The sequence below is a fragment of the Acidaminobacter hydrogenoformans DSM 2784 genome (genome assembly GCF_900103005.1).
Classification (GTDB): domain Bacteria; phylum Bacillota; class Clostridia; order Peptostreptococcales; family Acidaminobacteraceae; genus Acidaminobacter; species Acidaminobacter hydrogenoformans.
Window position 1 is genome coordinate 293,254 of sequence record NZ_FMWL01000002.1, and the last position, 20,004, is coordinate 313,257.

A 20,004-nucleotide genomic window follows, 5' to 3' on the forward strand; every position below is an offset into this window, starting at 1 on the left:
CAACAGTCCCCCTAATTTTAAAGATACGGCTCAATCATAATATTGCCGTCTCTGATTCTTGCGATTTCCGGAATGTCCGGCGCTTGGCCGCCTTCCGGCGGTCTGGTGATCAACGCGCCAATCCTAAGCTGTGTTGGGTTGAGCTTAAATGCCGTAATGGTTGCTGTGGTGTCTCCTGCAGAGCCGGCATGCGCCACACCTCTCAGAATTCCCATTACCACAATGTGCCCTTCAGCCACAATCTCGGCGCCAGGATTGACGTCTCCCACTACAATGACATGCCCTGCGTAAGTGATGCTCCTTCCGGACCTGAGCGTACCAAACACAATTTTGGCTTGATCCTCACGCCTTTGGCCAACGGCTTCAGCGTTTGTCTGCACAGCCCCTGAAGCGTTGATCACGTCCTTTTTCGGAACTGCCTCAGCTGGAATTATTTCACGCTTTTCAGGGTTTGTTTTTTCTGTCTTGATTTTTTCACTACTTGAATTATGTCCCAATCGCTCTATAAAGTCAAGCCGCGAGGCTTTGATCCCGGATGCACTGAAAAGCTTTTCAATTTCCTCTTTTTCCCTTCGGTTTAAGGTTCGACCTTCAACACCGAGCACCGTCGCTCCGGAAAAAAAGTTCTTCCCCTGTATGATTTTCTCATGCAAGCCTTCCAAGAGCTCTTCAAATTCACACTCAGGATCCATTTGTAGGATAATCCCGTCTTTGGTGCCTTTAAATTCTACCTTAGTTTTCACTGAATCACTCTCTTTCAAAAAACTGTGTCCCTGCGTCATGACCAATTAGTTTGAATTCAATTCCGCGCCTGTTGCTGAGGAAGTTCCAACATTCAGCTCGCCGATACCCAAATACTTTCCTATAATTTCACGGGCTATAGGCCCTGCATAACCGCCGTGTCCGCCTTGAGGCACCATGACGACCACCGCAATTTGCGGATCTTCATAGGGCGCGAAAGAAACAAACCAGGCAAAGTTGTCATAGTCCTTGCGGAACTCATTGATCTTGGCATCCGTTAAACCTCTTGAACTCAGAGATTTGATGGCAGCCCGCATAGCGCTGGCTTCCGTAAGATACCCTTGGCTGATCAGACTGCTCAGTTTGCTCTCAAGAGCTGGCAAAGCCTCTTTTGAAGCGCCCGTCATTTGTTTTCTGATCTGTGCCACTTCTTCATTCCGGTCTATCAAAATTGCCGCAGTTTCCTCATCTACTTTAGATTGAGACAAAGCCGAGTCTATGCGCTTAAGATAAGTTTTAAAATAAGCGACCTCATCCGCTGGTGGAATTTTTCCCTGATTTTGCGCAGTCCCCGTCTTGGCGCCCACGCCTACCGGAAAACCTCGGAACACTGATTTCGCAGTGCCGTTAGCGCCTTGCGTCACCTGAAGCATAGCGGTCCTGAGGTGTTCAAAGGTCTTCGTGTTGTTCAGGGCAATCCTTTCGACACCGGCGTTTTTATTGACAGCTTCGCTGCCTACACTTTGCACAAGCGTCAGTTCGTAGGGATAGCCGTCATTAGCTATGATCATAATATACCTGGCCAACTGTGCAACGGTATACTTATGGTCACCCTGACCTATGGAAAGGTTAAAAGTGTCTCCCTGATGCCACATCATCTGATTGAAATAGTCAAATTTCACAATATCAGCAAGCCTGTCCGGTGTGCCCAGACTCCCATCAACGCCAAGCTCTTTCAACCGGTTGATGATTGTGCCACGGCTTGGATTTTCTTCTGACCAGCCAATAATTGTCGTCAGCACGGCTTCCTCTTTTTCCTCTGTATTGATCAAAGCTGCAGGAAAATAATCCGGAAGAAGCATCCCCAGCCTTGATTTAAGAGATCTTTCGAGACCAATGCGCTTTTGCTCAGGATTTGGAATGCCATAGCTGACTTCCTCAATTTCCATACCGGTTTTTTCATCAAAACCAAGCAGCTTTGATTTTTCAAGAAAATCCGAAGTGGACATGGTGTAGTTCAGCGGCCTTTGGTTTCTGTGGTCATAGCCGCTTGAGATATTGAAGAAATAGTAGTTGCAAGAGGTTTCAAGCCCCCTGAAAAAATCAGTCAACCCGTGTTTTCCTCTATACCCGTTCCAATACCAGCAGCCAAAGCTCGTGCCGCCAATTTCGATATATCCGTCACTGTAGAGCTTCTGATAAGGATTCAACCCATGTTCCATTGCCGCGAAGCCCGTTGACATCTTGTATACAGAACCAGGCTGAACGCCGGTCATGGTCGCAATGTTGAACAGCGGCCTCGGGGCCAGCGGGTCATTTGGATTTTCAGGAGAAAGCTTATCCCAATCCTTATAGGTGATTCCCGTAGAAAACAGATTGAGGTCATAATCCGGGTAACTGGCCATTGCGAGCACTTCCCCAGTTTTTACATCAACGGCGATCGCGGCCCCCGTCCTGGCGTTGGGATACGCTTCGCTGTAGTTGTAGTTGCCATACTGGCTTGTAAATGTACCGCCTATATTGATTTGTTCAATCCCATGCTTCAGCGCGGCCTCAAGGGTCTGCTGGAGCTCTATGTCCGTCGTCAGTCGTATATCTTCCCCCGCGCTTGAATTCTCTGCATTGAGGCCATAGTAACCATCATCCAGCTCCCGAACCATTTTGCCAAGGGCGTCTACCTCAATATATCGATACCCGTTCTCGCCATGGAGGTCAAGCTCAAAATGGCCTTCAATTCCGACCTTGCCAATGAGCTGGTTTTTGTCATAGCCATTGTCATTGACATACTTTGAAATCTCAGCCTCACTCGAAATTTTACCAATATAGCCGAGGATATGCGACGCGACATTCTTAAATGGATAAGACCGGATAGGCTCAACACCCACATTGACACCTGGCAAATCCATTGCGCGCTCGCTGATTTGAATCGCGGATTCCTTGGAAATGTTTGAAGCGATTTTGATAGGTTCGTACTTTAGATAGCCCTTTTCCTTCAGCGCATGGCTGACGATCAGAATCTTGTAGGCTTCCTCATCACTGTACTTATCATCTATGGCGAACTCCCGCCTGGATCTGATTAAATCAAAAGCATCCTTAGCCGTTACATCCTGTTCAAGACCATACATCTTCAGAAAGTTCTCTTTCTCAATTTCATTCCAAAATTTTAACTTGCTGATGGAAATTGGTAAAATTATGCCCTTTTGAATCATAATAGAATAGGCTTCCTGGTCGTTCAGTGTTTCTGAAAGCTGTTCTTTGGCCCTGTAGTCGTCAAGCACCGCTTTCGCGGTGAAATAGTCCGGATAGCCCCGGTCGAGGAGCCACTTGATTCTGTCGTCATCATACCGGAAAGTATAGTTGCCGTCTTCAATTCGAATAGGGAATTCAAGATGACCCTCTCCCTTTGAGTCCAGCATGGTCATCAAGTCGACACTCACACGGTTAAGGTCAGTTTTTTCAAGGCTGCTCGCCATGATGTCCAGCGTAAACGCAGGAATGTTACCGGCCAGAAGTACGCCATTTCTGTCGTAAATTTCGCCCCGCTTCGCATAGACCGCAATTTTTTTCAGCCGATTGTTAACGGATTTCTCAAGGTAGCTGTCGCCTTCCACAATCGTAATTGTGGCCAGCCTGAACAGCATCAGTCCGAAAACGATCAAAAAGAATAACCCTATGTGATTTTTTCTGTCAGCCAGGCGTTTAAACATGATGTAAAGCTCCTTATCTCAGTTCGTACCCAAACCACCGGCGAACGACATATTTGTAAAGCAGAAGTCCAATCAGCGCGTTGAGTACTGATTCAATGGCAATGACAGCGACGACCTTGCCCGAAATAATAGGCAGGTTGAAAAAATAAGCATGAGCCAGAAAAAGACCATGATACACTGCCGTTCCAGCAACGATCAGAATAAGCGGCGTCAGGGAGTTGTCCTTAAACAGTGCTTCGTCAAACAGGTCTATGAGGATCGCAATTGCACAGAAAATGAAGATGTTTATGCCCACTGCTTGAGAATAAAGGACATCCAAAAGAAGTCCTGAGAGAAACGCGGCAGCGAGACCTACCCGGTTGCCAAAGAGCAGTGCAACCATGACAACATAAATCAGCGGCAAGTTGGCAGCCACGCCGTAAAACCTGAAATTCAGGACAAAGGTCGTCTGAATCAGATAGACGAGCAGCGAGGAAAGCACCAATGACAATAGCTTCATTCGCTCTCCGCCTCGCCTTCAGTTTCAAGCTCAGCTTCTGTGTCAACACCAACGGCACCCGCCGGAATCACAGTAACTTTCTTTATGGACTGAAAATCCACAAAGGGTTGCACGACAACTTCAGGAAGAAGCGCATCTCTGTTTTCAATCCGCTCTTTTATTTCTCCAATGACAATACCTTTCGGGAACAGCCCCAAACCCGAGGTAACAAGGAGATCACCCTCGCTGATCCGTGCTGTCGGATCAAAGATCTGACCTCTAAGCACATAATCCGTACTCCCAATAATCTGGCCATCATAAGGCGACAAAATGCCAAGCGACGAAAAGCTGATCGTGCTGCGCTTGTCAATAAGCGTCACAACCTTGGCCCAGTCTGTTCCAACATCATAGACCATACCCACGAGGCCGCTTCCGTTAATGACTGCGCTATTTTTTGTTACGCCATCTCTGGATCCCGCGTCTATGACAAAATTCTCATACCAGTTTCCAGGATCCTTGGACAATACTGAAGCAGATACATAATTATCAATAGAGGCTGCCTCCACATAATTCAGGGCAGATTTCAATTCTCTCAGTTCTATCAATTCTCTCTGCTCCAAAGTAAGCGACACAACCTGAGCCCTGAGCGCATCAACCTCTATTTTCAGAGCCTCGTTTTCGCGGGCGTTTTCATAAAGCGCCGCTATAGGCTCAATGCGCGCGCCAATCGATTGGTTGATCCCATAAAAAAACTTTTGAATGGGATAGACCACTTCAGCAACCAGATTCTCAACACCCGTTACGCTCGAGCGTCCGCCTGCCGAGATCCCCATGAAGGTCAGGAGCAAAATTGAGGCACCTACGATTAATATTTTCTTCCATTTTGGATAAGCATGCATCCGCGTCACCCATTCAGCGATATTTCTTGGCGTGTACCATAACAGATTTCAATTCATCAAAATTATCCAGCGCCATTCCCGTGCCTATGGCGACACAATCCAGCGGTTCCTCAGCAATATGAACCGGCATGCCTGTCTCCCGTCTGATCCTCTGAGCCATCCCTTTAAGAAGCGCACCGCCCCCGGTGACCATGATCCCTTGAAGCATGATGTCTGAAGACAACTCTGGCGGTGTCTTTTCCAGCGTAGACTTTACAGCGTCCATAATTGCATTGGCAGGCTCTCTGAGGGCTTCTCTGATCTCAGCGCCTTTGACAAAAATGCTGCGAGGCAGACCCGTCATCAGATTTCTTCCCGTAACTTCGAAAACGGCTTCTTCATCCACTGGCTCTACGGAACCAATAGCCATTTTGATCTCTTCGGCGCTTCTCTCGCCAATCATCAAAGAGTAATGTTTGCGGATATACTGTACTATGGCTTCATCCATAGAATCGCCAGCCATTCGGATTGAGCGGCTTGTAACAATACCACCCAGCGAAATAACAGCAATTTCCGTCGTGCCGCCGCCTATGTCGACCACCATGCTGCCGGTAGCTTCAGAAACAGGCATACCTGCCCCAATGGCCGCAGCCATTGGTTCTTCAATAATCAAGGCATCCTTTGCCCCAGCAGCTAAAGCCGCTTCAATAACCGCACGCTTTTCAACTTCGGTGACATCACTTGGAACCCCTATGATAATTCTTGGCGCTGCCAGCATGGATTTGTTTGGATAGGCCTGTTGTATAAAGTACCGTATCATTTTCTGAGTCACTTCAAAATCAGCAATGACGCCGTCTCTCAAGGGCCTGATCGCTACAATCCTGCCGGGTGTACGGCCAATCATCTGTTTGGCTTCAAGGCCAACACTGAGTACTTCACCAGTATCCAAATGAATAGCGACGACAGAAGGCTCTCTGAGAACAATCCCCTTCCCTTTCACATAAACAAGTGTATTCGCGGTACCCAAATCGATCCCAATATCTTTAGTCATAAATCCAAACCACTTCATAATCTTTGAATCCGGGTGCCTCCGTCTGGATTACGGTACAAGTCCTCCCAGATCTTCCTCCTGTTCTGTCAGTAATGTGGCGCTGTGCGAACTTCACAAAGCATCCTTATGATCTTTTCCTATAGCTATGCAGCTGTTTCCAGCAGCTACATCATATCATGCTCTTTGAAGCTGTAATACTTGAGATCTCCAATGACAATGTGATCCAAAACCTGGATACCCATCAGCTGACCGGCTTCCACCAGACGCTCAGTGACACGCTTGTCTTCCGTGCTCGGTTCCGGATGTCCGCTTGGATGATTGTGGATCAATACCACAGCATTGGCGCTCCTTCGAATAGCGGGCTGAAAAACCTCCCTGGGGTGAACAATGGACGCATTGAGACTTCCCACTGAGATGTCCTCAATTGAAATAATTTGATTTTTTGTATCAAGCAAGACGACCTTGAAAACCTCTTTAACCAGATGACGCATTTCAACTATCATGATTTCAGCGATTTCTGCAGGACCTGCAACCTTTACCTTCACAGACGTTTGCTCCGAACAAATTCTCCTTCCAAGTTCAGCCACAGCCATAATCTGGCATGCTTTAGAAACACCAATACCCCGTATTGAACTGAGTTCTTCAATGTTAGCCCCCGCCAGGTGGCTAAGGCCTTTGGGATCCAGAGACAAAACTCTGTGAGCAAGGGTCAGCGCAGATTCCTGACTGCTGCCGCTGCCAATAACTGTCGCAATCAGCTCCGCGTTTGATAGCGCGCTTGCACCAGTTTTGATCATTTTTTCCCTTGGACGCTCTCCTTCTGGCATGGACTTCATGGTCATTTTGATAGCCATATAGACCGGCTCCTCTCCCAAGTATTTAGAGAGAATGCTGTTCGAGAAGCTGCCCCAAAAGATAAACTGGCAATCCGACCACTGTAAAAAAATCACCATCAATAGCTTTGACAAGGGTTGCGCCAAGACCCTGTATAGCATAGGCGCCAGCTTTTCCAAAAACCTCGCCGGTCTGAACATAACTCAACGCTCTTTGAGCGCTGTAAGGACCCATTTCCACATTCGTGACAGAATAGTCCACGAGCTTCAAATTAAGCGCTGGACATAAGATGCAGAGGCCGGTATAGACCTGATGCTTTCTGCCGCTGAGGAGCATCAGCATCTTATGGGCTTCGGTTTCGTTTTCAGGCTTCCCGAGCTTTTTACCCTCCAGGCAGACAATAGTGTCTGAGCCTATGATGACGTAATCTTCCCATTTTGGATCCTGAGCTGCTTTCCAGGCCTTTTCAAAAGACAGTGCCATGACAATTTCCTCTGGCGTTTCCAAATCGTCCATAGGCTCAACGAGAGAAACACTGGTACAGGTCACATCACGCCCCAATAGTCCAATCAGCTCTCGCCTTCTCGGTGATTCTGAAGCCAACAATAATTTTCTCATACTCAAAACCTCTTAAATAGGAACATTGAAATCAGCAGCCCAATTATTCCAGCGACATTTAACTGAAGCTTAAGACCCATAGTCCACTGCAGTATCGCGAGGTCAACCGTAAAAGAATCAAAGCCTATGGACCTGCCATAAGACAGAATTGGCAAGCTTTTTCCAAAAACATCACCAATAAGTCCACCTGCAATGATGCCAACTAAAATAAAAATCAGGAGCAGGGGTGTATTTTTTTTCAAGGTAACGCCCTCCGACATTCTCTCATAAATAGCATAACACAGATTTACATATTTTACCATCACAAACCCACAGCTTTAAAGCGTAGGTACTTTTTACAGTTTAGCATTTAATCCACTGCCATTCAAGGCGCTGAAGATGACAAAAACCATTATGTTATCACTGAGAAAACGCCGCAACAACCGGGACAAATGATTCTTCAAAATAAGCAAAGCGCATGGAGCTCGCCCCATGCGCTACCGCTTGACCCGTCGATGGATTATACCATAGTAATGGCATCCTTCGGACATTTTTTTACACATTCACCGCAGCCAATACATTTTTCTGGATCGACGACGTGTGTCTCCTTCAGTTCACCCGTAATGGCTTCTGTTGGGCATACGCGTTTACAGAGCGTACAGCCAATGCACTTCTCCGGATCGATGAGTGCTTTCTTGCGTGTGCTAAGGTCTCCCGCAATACATTTGGTCGGACACTTTTCCACGCAAATCATGCAGCTTGTGCACTTATCGTAATCAATGGATGCGAGATTATTGTTGACATGGATCGCATCAAACGGGCAATTCTTTTCACAGATTCCACAGGCAATACAAGAAACATCACAATTCTTCTTGACCTGTGGACCTTTTTCTTTGTTGTTGCAGTTGACAATAACCTGCTGACCGTAAGGGACATAAGTAATGACTGTTTTGGGACACGCCTCTATGCATTTTCCGCATGCAGTGCACTTTTCCGGATCAACGACTGCTAAACCGTCTTCCATAACGTGAATCGCGTCAAATGGACAAACCCTTTCACAAGTTCCGTAGCCAAGGCAACCAAAAGTGCAGGCTTTCCCGCCCCCAGCGACCATAGCCGCAGCACGGCAGTCCGTAATACCTTCGTATTTAAAGGTTGTGCGACACTTCTCGTCGCCGCCTTTGCATATGACATGCGCAACCTTCTTGACACCGACTTCTGCGTTGACGCCCATAATCTCAGCCAGTGCCGAAGCGCAATCCGCGCCACCCACAGGACAGCCATTGACCGGTGCATTGCCTGAAGCGACGGCGTTAGCAAACTGATCACAGCCTGGAAAGCCACAGCCGCCGCAGTTTGCGCCAGGCAGTGCCTCGCGGACGAGGACAGCCTTAGGGTCAACTTCAACCGCGAATTTTTGTGAAGCGAACGCAAGCGCCGCGCCAAAGGCTAAGCCCATAGCACCCAGCGTCGCGCCGGAAGTAATGATATTGGTTACGTTCAAAGTCTACACCCCTTTCTATACCAGACCCGTGAAGCCGAGGAAAGCGATTGACATCAAGCTTGCAGTGATCAAAGCGATCGGGAATCCCTTAAAAGGCAGTGGGACATCTGCAATAACCTGTTTTTCACGAATACCGGCAAAGAGCACAATCGCCAGAGAAAAACCAAGCGCTGCGCCCACGGAGTGGACTATAGTCTGAATCAGGTTAAATTTGTATTGGATGTTGAGCAAAGCAAGACCGAGTACCGCGCAGTTCGTCGTGATCAAAGGAAGGAACACGCCAAGTGCTTGGTAAAGCGTTGGGCTCGTCTTCTGAAGCACAATCTCAACAAACTGTACCAGGGAAGCTATGACGAGGATGAAGGAAATCGTCTGAAGATATTCCAGATGCAGCGGTACCAGTACGAAATACTGGATGAAGTAGGTCAAAATGCCCGCCAACGTCATGACGAAGGTGACGGCAAGACCCATACCAATTGCCGTGTCGACCTGCTTTGAAACGCCAAGGAATGGGCAGATGCCCAGGAAGCGAGACAGGACGAAGTTGTTGACGAGAATTGAACTGACGAGAATGACAAACAAACTAGCGTTTTCCATGTCGTTTCACCTCCTATTGGCCAGCGGCCGCTTTCTTGTTTTTAATGACGTTGTAAACCGCAAGGACCAGCCCCAGTGTCAGGAAGCCGCCCGGAGGCAGGATCATGACAATAGCAGGTTTATATGCCGCGCCAAGCACCGTGATTCCAAAGATTTGCCCGGAACCAATCAGCTCCCGGATCGCGCCAAGCAGCACCAGCGCCCAAGTGAAGCCAAGGCCCATGCCTATGCCATCAAGTGCCGAAGCGCCAACGCCATTCTTGAAGGCAAAGGACTCCGCGCGTGCCAGGATGATACAGTTAACAACGATCAGCGGGATAAACAAGCCCAGAGACTTGAAAAGCGCCGGCACGTAGCCTTCCATGACCATCCCGACTATAGTTACAAAGGAAGCGATAACTACAATAAATGCCGGTATACGGATCTTATTCGGAATAATGGATTTAAGCAGCGAAATCATGGCGTTGGAACCAACCAAAACCGCCGTGGTCGCGAGTCCCATACCCAAACCGTTCTGAGCGCTGGTCGTGACCGCCAAAGTCGGACACATGCCAAGCAGCTGGAAGAAAATTGGATTTTCCTTGACTAAGCCATTTGTTAAATGCTTTATATTCATAGTTTGCGCCCCCCTCTACCGATCCAGCGTCTGCGCAACTCGGATGGAAGTATTGACGCCATCTGTCACAGCACGAGAAGTGATGGTTGCACCGGTGATTGCAAGAATTTCCGTGTCACTTTTTGCAGTCTTGGAAACGCCGAGCTCCTGAGCCGCGGACATGCCGTTGTACTGCTCATAGAACAGCGGCAAAGTCGCGTTCGCGCCCAGACCCGGTGTTTCAGCATGGTTGCCAATTCTTACCCCCGAAAGGACGCCGTCCACCGTGATGCCAGTCGTAACCTCTACCGCGCCGCTGAAGCCATTTGGGCCCGTCTTGATGACGTAGCCAATCACCGCGCCGTCCTTGACGCCTGCATAAACTTCTTTCACCAGTGGCTCTTTGCCTTGAATATCCGCAAGCTTTGCTTCATCAACTGGTTCAAACTCTGCAGCGTCAGGCAAGACCGCCTGACGGGCGAGCTGGTTTGCCGTCTCCCGCTGTTCAAGGATTTTGCCGATGGTTACTTCGTTCGTCACCCCAAGGGCCGCCGCAGCCACCAGACAAATCAACAGAAGCGTTGAGCCTAATTTAATGATCTCCTTCATTTCTTGCCACCTCCGAACACACGTGATTTCGAATACTTCTCGATCAGCGGCGTCGCGACGTTCATCAGAAGGATTGAATAGGAAACGCCCTCAGGATAGCCTCCGAACTGCCGTATGATCGCCGTCAGCAATCCTGCGCCAAAGGCGAAAATAATCTGACCGCGGAAATTGACTGGCGTTGAGGAATAGTCTGTCGCCATGAAAAACGCGCCGAGCATAAGGCCGCCTATCAAAACATGGAGGAAGGCAACTTGAATGTCGAAGCCGTTAAAGACGAATAAAATAACAAAAGTCGTTGCTATGTAGACCGCTGGAATCCTGATATCAATGACGCCGCGCCATACCAGGTAGAGTCCGCCTAAAATCAAGAGCAGTGCCGAAGTCTCGCCAATACAGCCTCCAACATTGCCAATCAAAGCGTCCATTGCCGATGGCAGCTTGTCCGGCAACCCTTCTTTCAAAATACCGAGAGCCGTTGGTCCGGTAATGCCATCAACCGCTCTTGGAACTGCCCAAGTCGTCATATCCGTAGGCCAGCTGGCCATCAAAAACGCGCGGGCTGCAAGGGCAGGGTTCATGAAGTTGAAGCCAAGTCCTCCAAAAGCCTGTTTTACAATGGCAATGGCGAATACAGAGCCAATCACCGGAATGAACCAAGGCACAGATGCCGGCAAATTCAAGGCAAGTAAAAGGCCAGTGACGACAGCGCTGAAATCCCCAATGGTCGAAGGTATTTTTCTCATATAGCGCTGAATAAAGTACTCTGTAGCTACCGCCGCGCCCACAGAAAGGAGCACTGTAATCAGAGCGCTGAATCCAAAGAAATAGATCCCTGCTGCTGTTGCAGGCAATAGTGCAATAACGACGTCCCGCATTATGCCACTGACAGACTCAGTGCTTCTGAAATGCGGCGACGATGATACTCTATATTGTTGTTGTTCCATCTGCCGATCCCCCTATGCTTTTCTTCTTCGAGCCAGTATCTCACGTTTTGCCAAACGGATGGACTGGAGAAGTGGTCTTTTGGACGGACAAATGAACGAGCAGGACCCACACTCAATGCAATCGAGCGCAGAATACTTCTCCGCCATGTCAAATTGGTCAATAAGCGCATAGGCGCTGATATAGACCGGCTCAAGATAAGCCGGGCAAGTGGTGACACATTTGCCGCACTTCATGCAGGCCAGCGCCTCAGGCGTCTTGGAGTCCGCTTCATTAAATGTCAATATCCCCGAAGTTGTCTTTGTCGACGGAATGGATAAAGTGGACGTCGCGATTCCCATCATAGGGCCGCCCAAAACGATTTTTCCAGGTGTTTCATTAAAACCGCCGCACTGTTCGACAATCTCTGTCAGCATAGTCCCAACTTTTATACGAAGGTTCTTTGGTTCTTTGATGCAGGAGCCTGTTACTGTACAAATTCTGTCAATGAGAGGCATGCCTGTCGTCAGAACCTCAGCGATCGCTGCCGCAGTCGCCACGTTGTTCACAACAGCGCCCGCGTCCATAGGAAGTCCGCCAGAAGGCACTTCTCGACCAGTAACAGCTAAGATCAGCTGTTTTTCAGCCCCCTGTGGGTATTTCGTTTTAAGAGACGCGATCTCGATCTCAGGAGATGCTGATGCTGCTTTTTTTACAGACTCGATGGCATCCGGCTTGTTGTCCTCAATGCCTATGTAACCCTTTGGTACGCCAAGAACCTTCATCAGCGCTTTCAAACCCAGTACGACTTTTTCCGGCGCTTCCAGCATCAGCCGGTGATCCGCTGTAAGAAACGGTTCACATTCCGCGCCATTTAGAATGACAAAGTCAATGGTCTTTTCTTTTGGCGGCGAAAGCTTAACATGCGTTGGAAATCCAGCGCCGCCCATACCCACAATACCCGCGCTTTTAATGATGTCAAGAATCTGCTTTGGTTCAAGCGTCTCAAGCGGCGGATGCGGTTTGATACTTTCGTCAACGACATTTTGACCGTCTGATTCTATGACGACGCATAGATCTTTCCCTCCGAGCGTGTCCATGACTTTCAGCTCTTTGACAGTCCCTGAAACGCTCGAGTGCACAGCAGCAGATACAAAGGACGCCGGTTCGCCAATTTTTTGGCCAACCTTAACATAATCCCCCTTCTGCACAAGCGCGTCACAAGGCGCGCCAATATGCTGCCTCAAAGGAATTGCTACTGTTGATGGTTCAACAGCCAATTCTACAGCCTTGTGTTCTGTGAATTTCTTTGCATGCGGCGGATGGATCCCACCTTTGAAAGAAAAAATGCCCATGGTTTCACCCCTTGAGTAAATTATACAGTATACAATCAATAAAATTAGTGCTCTTAACAATTTTACTACATCTTGGCCCACTGTCAACTGAAAGTGCCGTCAATTAAATATTTATAAGGCTTCGAGCGTTATTTGATTAACAGAAGCGTTCCAATAAAAATGGGGATTCCAAGGTTTTTTTCTGAAATATTTTTCAAAAACAAAGTGCTTATTGACAAAATAATAACGGTTACGACAGATAAAAATAACTATATCGTGCGTCAAAGGTCAGCAACTTTTATCGCATGCCCACCTTATTGGCACAAAAACAGAAAGAGGGAAAATAGCACTCAAGCCATTTTCCCCTACTGTGACGTAAACTTTTATTGTCCGACTTTTATAGAAGGCAGTATAACCATTTCCTGAGAGACATCAGTATCTGCCGGTGGATTCAGAGCCTCTACGGTCGCACCATCTGGCTTTAAGCTCCTGAAATAGTATTCATATTCAGGGAAACCTGTTATTTGCGCAATCACTTTGGCCGACAAGCCAGTGTCCTTCCACAAGTAATAGGTCACGTTCAAGTCCGAAGAATGCACTTCAAAAACATCACAAGGCAACCCGTCTACAAGTGCAGACCCTTCGAAATGTACATGTTCAAACATATCTTGGTCAAGAGACTCATCAAAAGCGGCCGGTGACATCATCCCATTGAAAAAGGCCTCATCATAGTCTGCTGGTGACAGAACCCCGGTCGTTCGATCCAATACCTGAACTGTTTTCTCTTTTTTGTCTGCGAAAATGCTGTGCTTTTGATCAAAGGGATCCAACCGTATGTGATCTTCACTGACCCAGGCGGAATAATACTCCCTGGACACCCCTTCAACGCGCAGTTCAAATTCATAATAAAGGTTCTGTATCCCTGAGGACTTGGCATAAAGCGTGCTGAAAGCATTGAAGTCCTCGAGATCGTCATGAACCTCTTCAGCTGCTTCAGGCTCCGCCTCCGCGGCAGGCTCTGCCTCCGCGGCAGCATCCGTCTCAGATTGCTTTTCATCAACTGAACTCAGCTCTTGCTCAGCAGGGACTTCACTGGTTTGGTTAAAACAGCCCGTCGCTAACAGCACCACACTTATAAACACGGTTATTCCCAGCAGCCTGGCGTATTTTGTCATCTGCAGCCCTCCATTTACTGTTGCTTGAGTAACAAGAGAAGTAAAAAAAGGTAAAAAAAAGGACGATATAAAATCGTCCTTTCTGGTGCGAGAGGCGGGATTTGAACCCGCACGAGCATTAGCCCGCTACCCCCTCAAGATAGTGCGTCTGCCAGTTTCGCCACTCTCGCATGTATTCGCCGGTTAACCCGACGAAATTCATTATACCTCTCCCAAGCTATTAAGTCAACAAAATTGACAACATTATTGTCTAAAATATACCTGAAATATTACTTTGGACAGGTTTTTCATTCAGTAAAGCACCGGCTTGTATGGCCCTGCTTAACGCTGTCCCAGCACCTCCAGCTTCTCTATCAATGTTTCCAGTTGAAGCTCCAGCGCCTCCAGCGTACCGTTGTTGTCAATGATAAAGTCTGAATGTGACCTTTTCTCACCAAGGGGCATTTGGCTTTTAATACGCCTTCCAGCATCCTCAACGCTCAAATGGTTTCTTTCCATCAGCCGGCTTAATTGAACCTCAGGATCCACGTAGACCAAAATAACAGCATCATATCTTGGATCCGGCCCCTTTTCAAGAAGAAGCGGAGAATCCACAAAAATCACGGAAATGCCCTTTGCTTTTGCAGCCTCAATCTTATCTGCGATCTGAGCCTCTACAATGGGATGGGTCGCATTATTGAGCCGTAGCCTTGAGGCTTCATCACCGAAAACAATTCCGCCAAGCTTCTGCCGGTCAATTTCTCCATCCGGTTTAAGGACCTCAGTACCAAAGACCTTCACTATAGCGTTGTAGATGGGATCCCCTTTACCATACAAGTCTTTTACTATTTCATCAGCATCAATCACCATGTAGCCTCTTGACCGCAGCCAAAGAGTCACTGTTGATTTGCCGCTGGCGATTCCCCCCGTTATCGCGAATACTTTCACTTTGGCCACCTCCAGATCCAAGTCATGTCTCAACTATTTTATATAGACTACTTGGTTTCATACCAGTTTGAGCCAGACTTCATATCGACTTCAATGGGCACTTCGAGACTAACAGCACTTTCCATGTCGCCTTTCAGCAGTCGTTCTACAGCCTCAAGCTCCTCTGGCACGCAGTCAATCAGCAGCTCGTCATGCACTTGAAGGATCAGCTTTGACTTGTGGCCGCCCTTCTTCAAATCTTGATACACCTTTACCATGGCAATCTTGATGATATCTGCTGCACTTCCCTGGATAGGCGTATTCATGGCGGTCCTTTCAGCGAAAGAACGGAGGTTAAAGTTTTTTGAGTGAATATCCGGCACATAACGCTTTCGATTGAGGATTGTCGTCACGTATCCATGGGTTCTGCACTCTTCAATGGTATCATCCAAATACTTTTTAACACTGGGATACTTAGCGAAGTATTGGTCAATATAAAGTCTGGCTTCCTTTCTGGAGATCCCAAGGTTTTCAGACAAGCCATAGTCGCTCATGCCGTAAACGATTCCAAAATTAACCTCTTTGGCACGGCTTCTTTCAAGGCTGGTAACATCCTTGGGGTCAAGGTCAAAGACTTGCGCCGCTGTCTGTGTATGAATATCAAGTTTGTTTCTGAAGGCATGAATCAAACGTTCATCCTTGGCAAAATGCGCCAATATTCTAAGCTCAATCTGCGAATAGTCCGCATCCAGCAAAGTGTGCTCAGGACTCGGGATAAAGACCTTTCTGAGGCGTCTGCCAAGAGGCAGGCGGACTGGAATATTCTGCAAATTAGGCTCTGTGGAGCTGAGCCTTCCCGTTACTGCCACCGTCTGATTCAAGCTGGAATGAATCTTCCCGGTGACGGGATTGACAACCTGGCGGAGGCCATCAATATAGGTGCTTTTCAGTTTGCTGTAGATCCTGTATTCCATGATCAAAGCAATGATTGGATGATGCTTTTCAAGCTTCTCAAGAACATCATGACTGGTGGAATAACCGGTTTTTGTCTTTTTTTGGGCAGGCAGACCTAATTTATCAAACAAAATTTCGCCCAACTGCTTGGGGGATTGAATGTTGAAAGTCCCTCCCGCCAGCTCGTAAATCTCAGTTTCAAGGGTGCCCAGTTTTTCCGTCAATATGACATCCATGTCATCCAGTTCCTTCAGGTCCACGTTGAACCCCTCGAACTCCATATTGGCTAAAACTTCTACCAATGGCATTTCAACTTCATTGAAGAGCTGTGCCATGTTCTCACTTTCAATTTCGCCCTTCATCTGGATTGTGAGATCAAAAATTGCCCTGGCACAGTTTTGTGCGTACATCGCTGCTGACTGCTGGTCTGCTTCAAACACAGAAACGGCTTTGGCGCCTTTTCCAAAGACAGCTTCCTCTTCCGCAAGGTTCATATTCAGCCTTTCAAAGGCCATGGCTGAGAGCTTCTCACTGGATCTCGAAGGATCAATCAAATAACGGGCTATAGCAATGTCAAAGCACCCATTTTCGAGCTTGTAGCCGAGCTGATAAGACAAGAGGTACTCCCTTTTTAAGTCGTAGCTCCATTTTTCAATCTCGGTTTCAGGTCCAATGGCCTTTAAAAACTCAGAAGCCAGCGACAAATCTGCTGATTCAGGAATGAAGCAGGCCCTGTCTTTCAGCGCAACACCCACACCCGCCAGTCGAATATCCCTGACATGAATCTTTTCGATCAAGCTGTAAACCGCCAATTGCTTGGATGCCCGCACTGTCTTAAGGAGCGCGTTCAATCCCTTTTCATCCACGATCCACGTGATGGCCTCTTCAGCTGTGACAGGCATTTCTGACTCTGCTATGGTAACCTCTGACTTCAACCGCCCCATCAGTGACTTCAGTTCATAAAGCGAGAACAGCGCTCTGGCTTCCTCAAGTTTGGGTTCCTCCACAGCAAACTCACTGAGCTCAAATTCTACCGGGACCCCTGTCTCAATTCGCGCGAGAGATTTACTCATAAGCGCCTGGTTTGCGTGGGTCTCCACCAATCCGCGCAGGCGCTTGTTGTCAATTTCTTCGAGATTTTCGATCACCGCTTCTACGCTTTTAAATGTCTCAAGCAGCTTGATCGCCGTTTTTGGCCCAACGCCCGGAATACCAGGGATGTTGTCTGAAGCATCACCGCTAAGTCCTTTATAATCAATCAACTGAAGCGGCGTCAAATGATATTCTTCAAAAATCGCCGCCGCATCATATTTTTCAATCAGACTGATCCCTTTTTTTGTAAAAAGCACTTCAATCTGATCATCCACAAGCTGAAGGGCGTCCTTATCCCCAGTAACGATGAACACCTTAAGTCCCCGTTCACCGCACCGCTTGGATATAGTTCCAATCAGGTCGTCCGCTTCAAAGCCCTCAAGCTCCATCCGGTGTATATTCAGCGCGTCAAGGATCTCCTTGAGGATTGGGACTTGAACCCTGAGCTCCTCCGGCATCCCCTTGCGGGTGCCTTTATACTGATCATAGGCCACATGTCTGAAGGTTGGCCCCTTCAGATCAAAGGCAACGCTCATATACTCCGGTTCGTAAGTCTCAATCATCTTATAAATCATTGACAGGAAGCCATGGATGGCGTTGGTCGGGACCCCATCCTTGTTCGTGAGCGGCGGCAGCGCGAAGAAAGCGCGGTTCATCAAGCTGTTGCCGTCTATAATCATAATTTTTTCCAAATTGTTCCCACTCCTCTATAGGCAGTTTATTCTATGCTTTAGATAGATTTTCAATGTCTACCTAAACATTGTAACAGAAAAAGCCCTGCTGACAAAACACTCTTCGCGAGCATCCATCGGCAGGGCAGTTTTAGCATTTCAGATTATAGATTTTGTTTGCGATTTCTAATAAGCCTTCTTACAATTCTTAAAATCACATAGAAGACGAATCCAAAGACGACCAGGAATGGCAGTATAGCGACCAACCCTATCAGAATTGCCTGCAAGGACTGCAGGACTGCATTGATACTGCGGATGAAATTTGCTCGCATTCTTTCAAACAGGTTGTCATCCAAGGTTGTAATTGTACTTTCGCTCAAATCTTTTTCACGAAGACTAATCTGGATTGAAGACATTTGAAGCGATTTGTCGTAGCTCTTCAGAATGGCATTCAAACTGTCAATCTCTGTTCGGACATTCGCCAGTTGAAGGTCAATCTCCATGATGTCCTTGATATCTTCAGCACGCTGCAGGAGCTCCCTGAGCCTGAGCTCTCTCGCTTCAAGATTCTTGATTCTGCTTTGTGTGTCCACATAGCTTTCCGTAACATCGTAGGAAGAAATATTCGAACGCGTCACTGTTCCCAGCGTTTTAATCTGTTGCATAGCAGCGTCAAACCGCGTACTTGGAATCCTTAAGCTTACATTTCCGCCCTGGAGATCCCCTCTTCGGCCATTGCTGTCATAGACAGGCGTCGAATAGGTATCCGCGCTTTCAATATACCCTTCCAGCGCACTCACAATTTCCTCAATACGGCTGTAGGTGACGTCGAAGTCCTCGACCTCAAGGTCAATGGCACCATTGCGAATGATCATTTTGCCGTAGATTGCCGGATCAAAGCTGTCCGCTGAACCGGCTGGCGCCATAGGCTCCATAGGGACAGTGCCGGCTTCGCCATAACCATCTTTCGCCACAGCACCCGCTTCCGCCCATTCCATCTCAACATTAGCGCGGCTTGGAGCTGGGGCTTGTGGCGCCTCTCCCATTGCCATATCCGACACGGACTCTGCGCTCTTGCCCATCCCAATCAAATTCATAAGCGGTCCACCCGCCGCTGCAACTGCAACAATTCCAATAACCAATACCGCAGCTATGCCGCTCAATACTTTAAAATGCTTGGAATGCGCGAACTCCAAAATTTTTGAACGCCCAGAGGCTTTTTTCTCTTCAGCTGCTTCCACCAGTCTGGCATGCAGTTCTTCTTCAAATGTCTCAGGCAGTGCTTTGAGTGGCATAGCCGCCAGCTCCCCCTTCAGAAGCGTCATATCTTCAAGATAGGCGCGACAATCAGGACACTGTTCCAAATGCGCTTCTGTGGCAGCAAGCTCCCGGGGATCCATCTCATAATTTTCTTTTTCCATGTAGTCGTGAAGTCGGTCTGTCAAACAAGTGTCACGCATCAGATCGTCCCCCCTTCCTGAAGGTTTTTGCTTCGTTCATTGAGGATCAAAGTCCTTAATCCGTGCCGTCCACGGCTGATCCTCGATTTGACGGTGCCAACAGAGCAATTTTCAATGGCACCAATCTCTTCATAAGAAAATCCGTAAACATCCCTCAACAAAACAGCCGTCTTTTGAAATTCCGGTATTTTGCCAAGTGCCGTCAACAGCTGACCTGCCACTTCTTTCTGTTCAAGCTGCGCTTCGGGACCAGCAGCATCATCAGCCACCAGCTGGATTGGGATCTTGTCCTCTGTATCATCTACTGATATGGCCATAGATTTTTTTCGTTTTCTCAACAAATCACGGCAGGTATTTACTGTAATGGTATATAGCCATGTGGAGAACTCAGAATTCTCCTTGAATTTATCCAGTCCTTTAAAGACCTTAATCAACGTTTCCTGTGTCGCATCTTTGGCGTCTTCTTCATTGCCAAGCATTCTCCAGGCAATGTTGTAGGCATAGACCTGATATTTGGATATGAGCAGCTCAAAGCTGTGCACGTCGCCCTGCTTACTCTTCTGGATCAAAAGCGTATCATTATTGGATGTCAATTTGAATCCCTCCCTCGATCGAGGCTTTCAGTGCTTTAGACGCCACTGTTCCTCAATTGGTTCCAAGCATACATACCCATGTCAGCA

19 protein-coding genes and 1 tRNA gene are annotated in these 20,004 nt (G+C 47.8%); all 20 read right to left on the bottom strand.

Annotated features, from left to right (window positions below):
- Nucleotides 1–17 precede the first annotated feature (17 nt).
- A complete protein-coding gene (minC, locus tag BLP63_RS03245; RefSeq protein ID WP_170829259.1) occupies nucleotides 18–743 on the bottom strand; it encodes a septum site-determining protein MinC in 726 nt (241 codons plus the stop codon).
- A gap of 45 nt (nucleotides 744–788) precedes the next feature.
- Nucleotides 789–3,668, bottom strand: coding sequence for a penicillin-binding transpeptidase domain-containing protein (locus BLP63_RS03250; protein ID WP_092589442.1), 2,880 nt, complete (start codon nucleotides 3,666–3,668; stop codon nucleotides 789–791).
- Between the two features lie 13 nt (nucleotides 3,669–3,681).
- Nucleotides 3,682–4,167, bottom strand: a complete 486-nt coding sequence (mreD, locus tag BLP63_RS03255) for a rod shape-determining protein MreD (RefSeq protein ID WP_092589443.1) — start codon at nucleotides 4,165–4,167, stop codon at nucleotides 3,682–3,684.
- Nucleotides 4,164–5,045, bottom strand: coding sequence for a rod shape-determining protein MreC (mreC, locus tag BLP63_RS03260; RefSeq protein WP_092589444.1), 882 nt, complete (start codon nucleotides 5,043–5,045; stop codon nucleotides 4,164–4,166). Before mreC ends, mreD begins: the two co-directional genes overlap by 4 nt.
- A 13-nt stretch (nucleotides 5,046–5,058) precedes the next feature.
- Nucleotides 5,059–6,075, bottom strand: a complete 1,017-nt coding sequence (locus BLP63_RS03265) for a rod shape-determining protein (protein ID WP_278278115.1) — start codon at nucleotides 6,073–6,075, stop codon at nucleotides 5,059–5,061.
- 164 nt (nucleotides 6,076–6,239) lie between these two features.
- Nucleotides 6,240–6,929: a RadC family protein gene (radC, locus tag BLP63_RS03270; RefSeq protein ID WP_092589446.1), complete on the bottom strand. Its 690-nt coding sequence runs from the start codon at nucleotides 6,927–6,929 to the stop codon at nucleotides 6,240–6,242.
- Nucleotides 6,930–6,954: 25 nt separating this feature from the next.
- Nucleotides 6,955–7,527 carry a Maf family protein gene (locus BLP63_RS03275; RefSeq protein WP_092589447.1) on the bottom strand — a complete coding sequence of 191 codons (573 nt, stop codon included), beginning with the start codon at nucleotides 7,525–7,527 and terminating at the stop codon, nucleotides 6,955–6,957.
- A gap of 2 nt (nucleotides 7,528–7,529) precedes the next feature.
- On the bottom strand, nucleotides 7,530–7,769 hold the full coding sequence (locus tag BLP63_RS03280; protein WP_170829260.1) for a DUF4321 domain-containing protein: 240 nt from the start codon (nucleotides 7,767–7,769) through the stop codon (nucleotides 7,530–7,532).
- A 257-nt stretch (nucleotides 7,770–8,026) separates the two neighbouring features.
- Nucleotides 8,027–9,010: an RnfABCDGE type electron transport complex subunit B gene (locus tag BLP63_RS03285; RefSeq protein ID WP_092589449.1), complete on the bottom strand. Its 984-nt coding sequence runs from the start codon at nucleotides 9,008–9,010 to the stop codon at nucleotides 8,027–8,029.
- A 15-nt stretch (nucleotides 9,011–9,025) separates the two neighbouring features.
- Nucleotides 9,026–9,607, bottom strand: a complete 582-nt coding sequence (gene rsxA / locus BLP63_RS03290; RefSeq protein WP_092589450.1) for an electron transport complex subunit RsxA — start codon at nucleotides 9,605–9,607, stop codon at nucleotides 9,026–9,028.
- Between the two features lie 13 nt (nucleotides 9,608–9,620).
- Entirely contained in the window at nucleotides 9,621–10,223 is a 603-nt protein-coding gene (gene rsxE / locus BLP63_RS03295) for an electron transport complex subunit RsxE (protein WP_092589451.1), read from the bottom strand.
- A gap of 15 nt (nucleotides 10,224–10,238) precedes the next feature.
- Nucleotides 10,239–10,811, bottom strand: coding sequence for an RnfABCDGE type electron transport complex subunit G (locus tag BLP63_RS03300; protein ID WP_092589452.1), 573 nt, complete (start codon nucleotides 10,809–10,811; stop codon nucleotides 10,239–10,241).
- Nucleotides 10,808–11,755 (bottom strand): RnfABCDGE type electron transport complex subunit D, encoded by a 948-nt coding sequence (locus BLP63_RS03305; protein WP_092589453.1) that lies wholly within the window; start codon nucleotides 11,753–11,755, stop codon nucleotides 10,808–10,810. The genes BLP63_RS03300 and BLP63_RS03305 overlap by 4 nt, the downstream gene beginning before the upstream one ends.
- A 12-nt stretch (nucleotides 11,756–11,767) precedes the next feature.
- A complete protein-coding gene (gene rsxC, locus BLP63_RS03310) occupies nucleotides 11,768–13,087 on the bottom strand; it encodes an electron transport complex subunit RsxC (protein ID WP_092589454.1) in 1,320 nt (439 codons plus the stop codon).
- A 362-nt stretch (nucleotides 13,088–13,449) separates the two neighbouring features.
- Nucleotides 13,450–14,241: a hypothetical protein gene (locus tag BLP63_RS03315; protein ID WP_092589455.1), complete on the bottom strand. Its 792-nt coding sequence runs from the start codon at nucleotides 14,239–14,241 to the stop codon at nucleotides 13,450–13,452.
- 83 nt (nucleotides 14,242–14,324) lie between these two features.
- Nucleotides 14,325–14,411 (bottom strand) — tRNA-Leu (locus BLP63_RS03320).
- A gap of 151 nt (nucleotides 14,412–14,562) precedes the next feature.
- Nucleotides 14,563–15,168: a dephospho-CoA kinase gene (gene coaE, locus BLP63_RS03325; protein ID WP_170829261.1), complete on the bottom strand. Its 606-nt coding sequence runs from the start codon at nucleotides 15,166–15,168 to the stop codon at nucleotides 14,563–14,565.
- A 47-nt stretch (nucleotides 15,169–15,215) separates the two neighbouring features.
- Complete coding sequence (gene polA, locus BLP63_RS03330) at nucleotides 15,216–17,885, bottom strand: DNA polymerase I (RefSeq protein ID WP_242870768.1); 2,670 nt, start codon at nucleotides 17,883–17,885, stop codon at nucleotides 15,216–15,218.
- Nucleotides 17,886–18,028: 143 nt separating this feature from the next.
- The gene (locus tag BLP63_RS03335) at nucleotides 18,029–19,324 is read right to left on the bottom strand and encodes a DUF4349 domain-containing protein (RefSeq protein ID WP_092589457.1); all 1,296 of its coding nucleotides are present in this window, start codon (nucleotides 19,322–19,324) and stop codon (nucleotides 18,029–18,031) included.
- Entirely contained in the window at nucleotides 19,324–19,917 is a 594-nt protein-coding gene (locus BLP63_RS03340) for an RNA polymerase sigma factor (RefSeq protein ID WP_092589458.1), read from the bottom strand. Before BLP63_RS03340 ends, BLP63_RS03335 begins: the two co-directional genes overlap by 1 nt.
- Between the last annotated feature and the right edge of the window lie 87 nt (nucleotides 19,918–20,004).

Excerpts from the sequence above, each read along its gene's own strand:
- BLP63_RS03250 (WP_092589442.1), bottom strand. The coding sequence starts at position 3,668 with ATGTTTAAACGCCTGGCTGACAGAAAAAATCACATAGGGTTATTCTTT.
- mreD (WP_092589443.1), bottom strand. The coding sequence starts at position 4,167 with ATGAAGCTATTGTCATTGGTGCTTTCCTCGCTGCTCGTCTATCTGATT.
- mreC (WP_092589444.1), bottom strand. The coding sequence starts at position 5,045 with ATGCATGCTTATCCAAAATGGAAGAAAATATTAATCGTAGGTGCCTCA.
- BLP63_RS03265 (WP_278278115.1), bottom strand. The coding sequence starts at position 6,075 with ATGACTAAAGATATTGGGATCGATTTGGGTACCGCGAATACACTTGTT.
- radC (WP_092589446.1), bottom strand. The coding sequence starts at position 6,929 with ATGGCTATCAAAATGACCATGAAGTCCATGCCAGAAGGAGAGCGTCCA.
- BLP63_RS03275 (WP_092589447.1), bottom strand. The coding sequence starts at position 7,527 with ATGAGAAAATTATTGTTGGCTTCAGAATCACCGAGAAGGCGAGAGCTG.
- rsxA (WP_092589450.1), bottom strand. The coding sequence starts at position 9,607 with ATGGAAAACGCTAGTTTGTTTGTCATTCTCGTCAGTTCAATTCTCGTC.
- rsxE (WP_092589451.1), bottom strand. The coding sequence starts at position 10,223 with ATGAATATAAAGCATTTAACAAATGGCTTAGTCAAGGAAAATCCAATT.
- BLP63_RS03300 (WP_092589452.1), bottom strand. The coding sequence starts at position 10,811 with ATGAAGGAGATCATTAAATTAGGCTCAACGCTTCTGTTGATTTGTCTG.
- BLP63_RS03305 (WP_092589453.1), bottom strand. The coding sequence starts at position 11,755 with ATGGAACAACAACAATATAGAGTATCATCGTCGCCGCATTTCAGAAGC.
- rsxC (WP_092589454.1), bottom strand. The coding sequence starts at position 13,087 with ATGGGCATTTTTTCTTTCAAAGGTGGGATCCATCCGCCGCATGCAAAG.
- BLP63_RS03315 (WP_092589455.1), bottom strand. The coding sequence starts at position 14,241 with ATGACAAAATACGCCAGGCTGCTGGGAATAACCGTGTTTATAAGTGTG.
- BLP63_RS03335 (WP_092589457.1), bottom strand. The coding sequence starts at position 19,324 with ATGCGTGACACTTGTTTGACAGACCGACTTCACGACTACATGGAAAAA.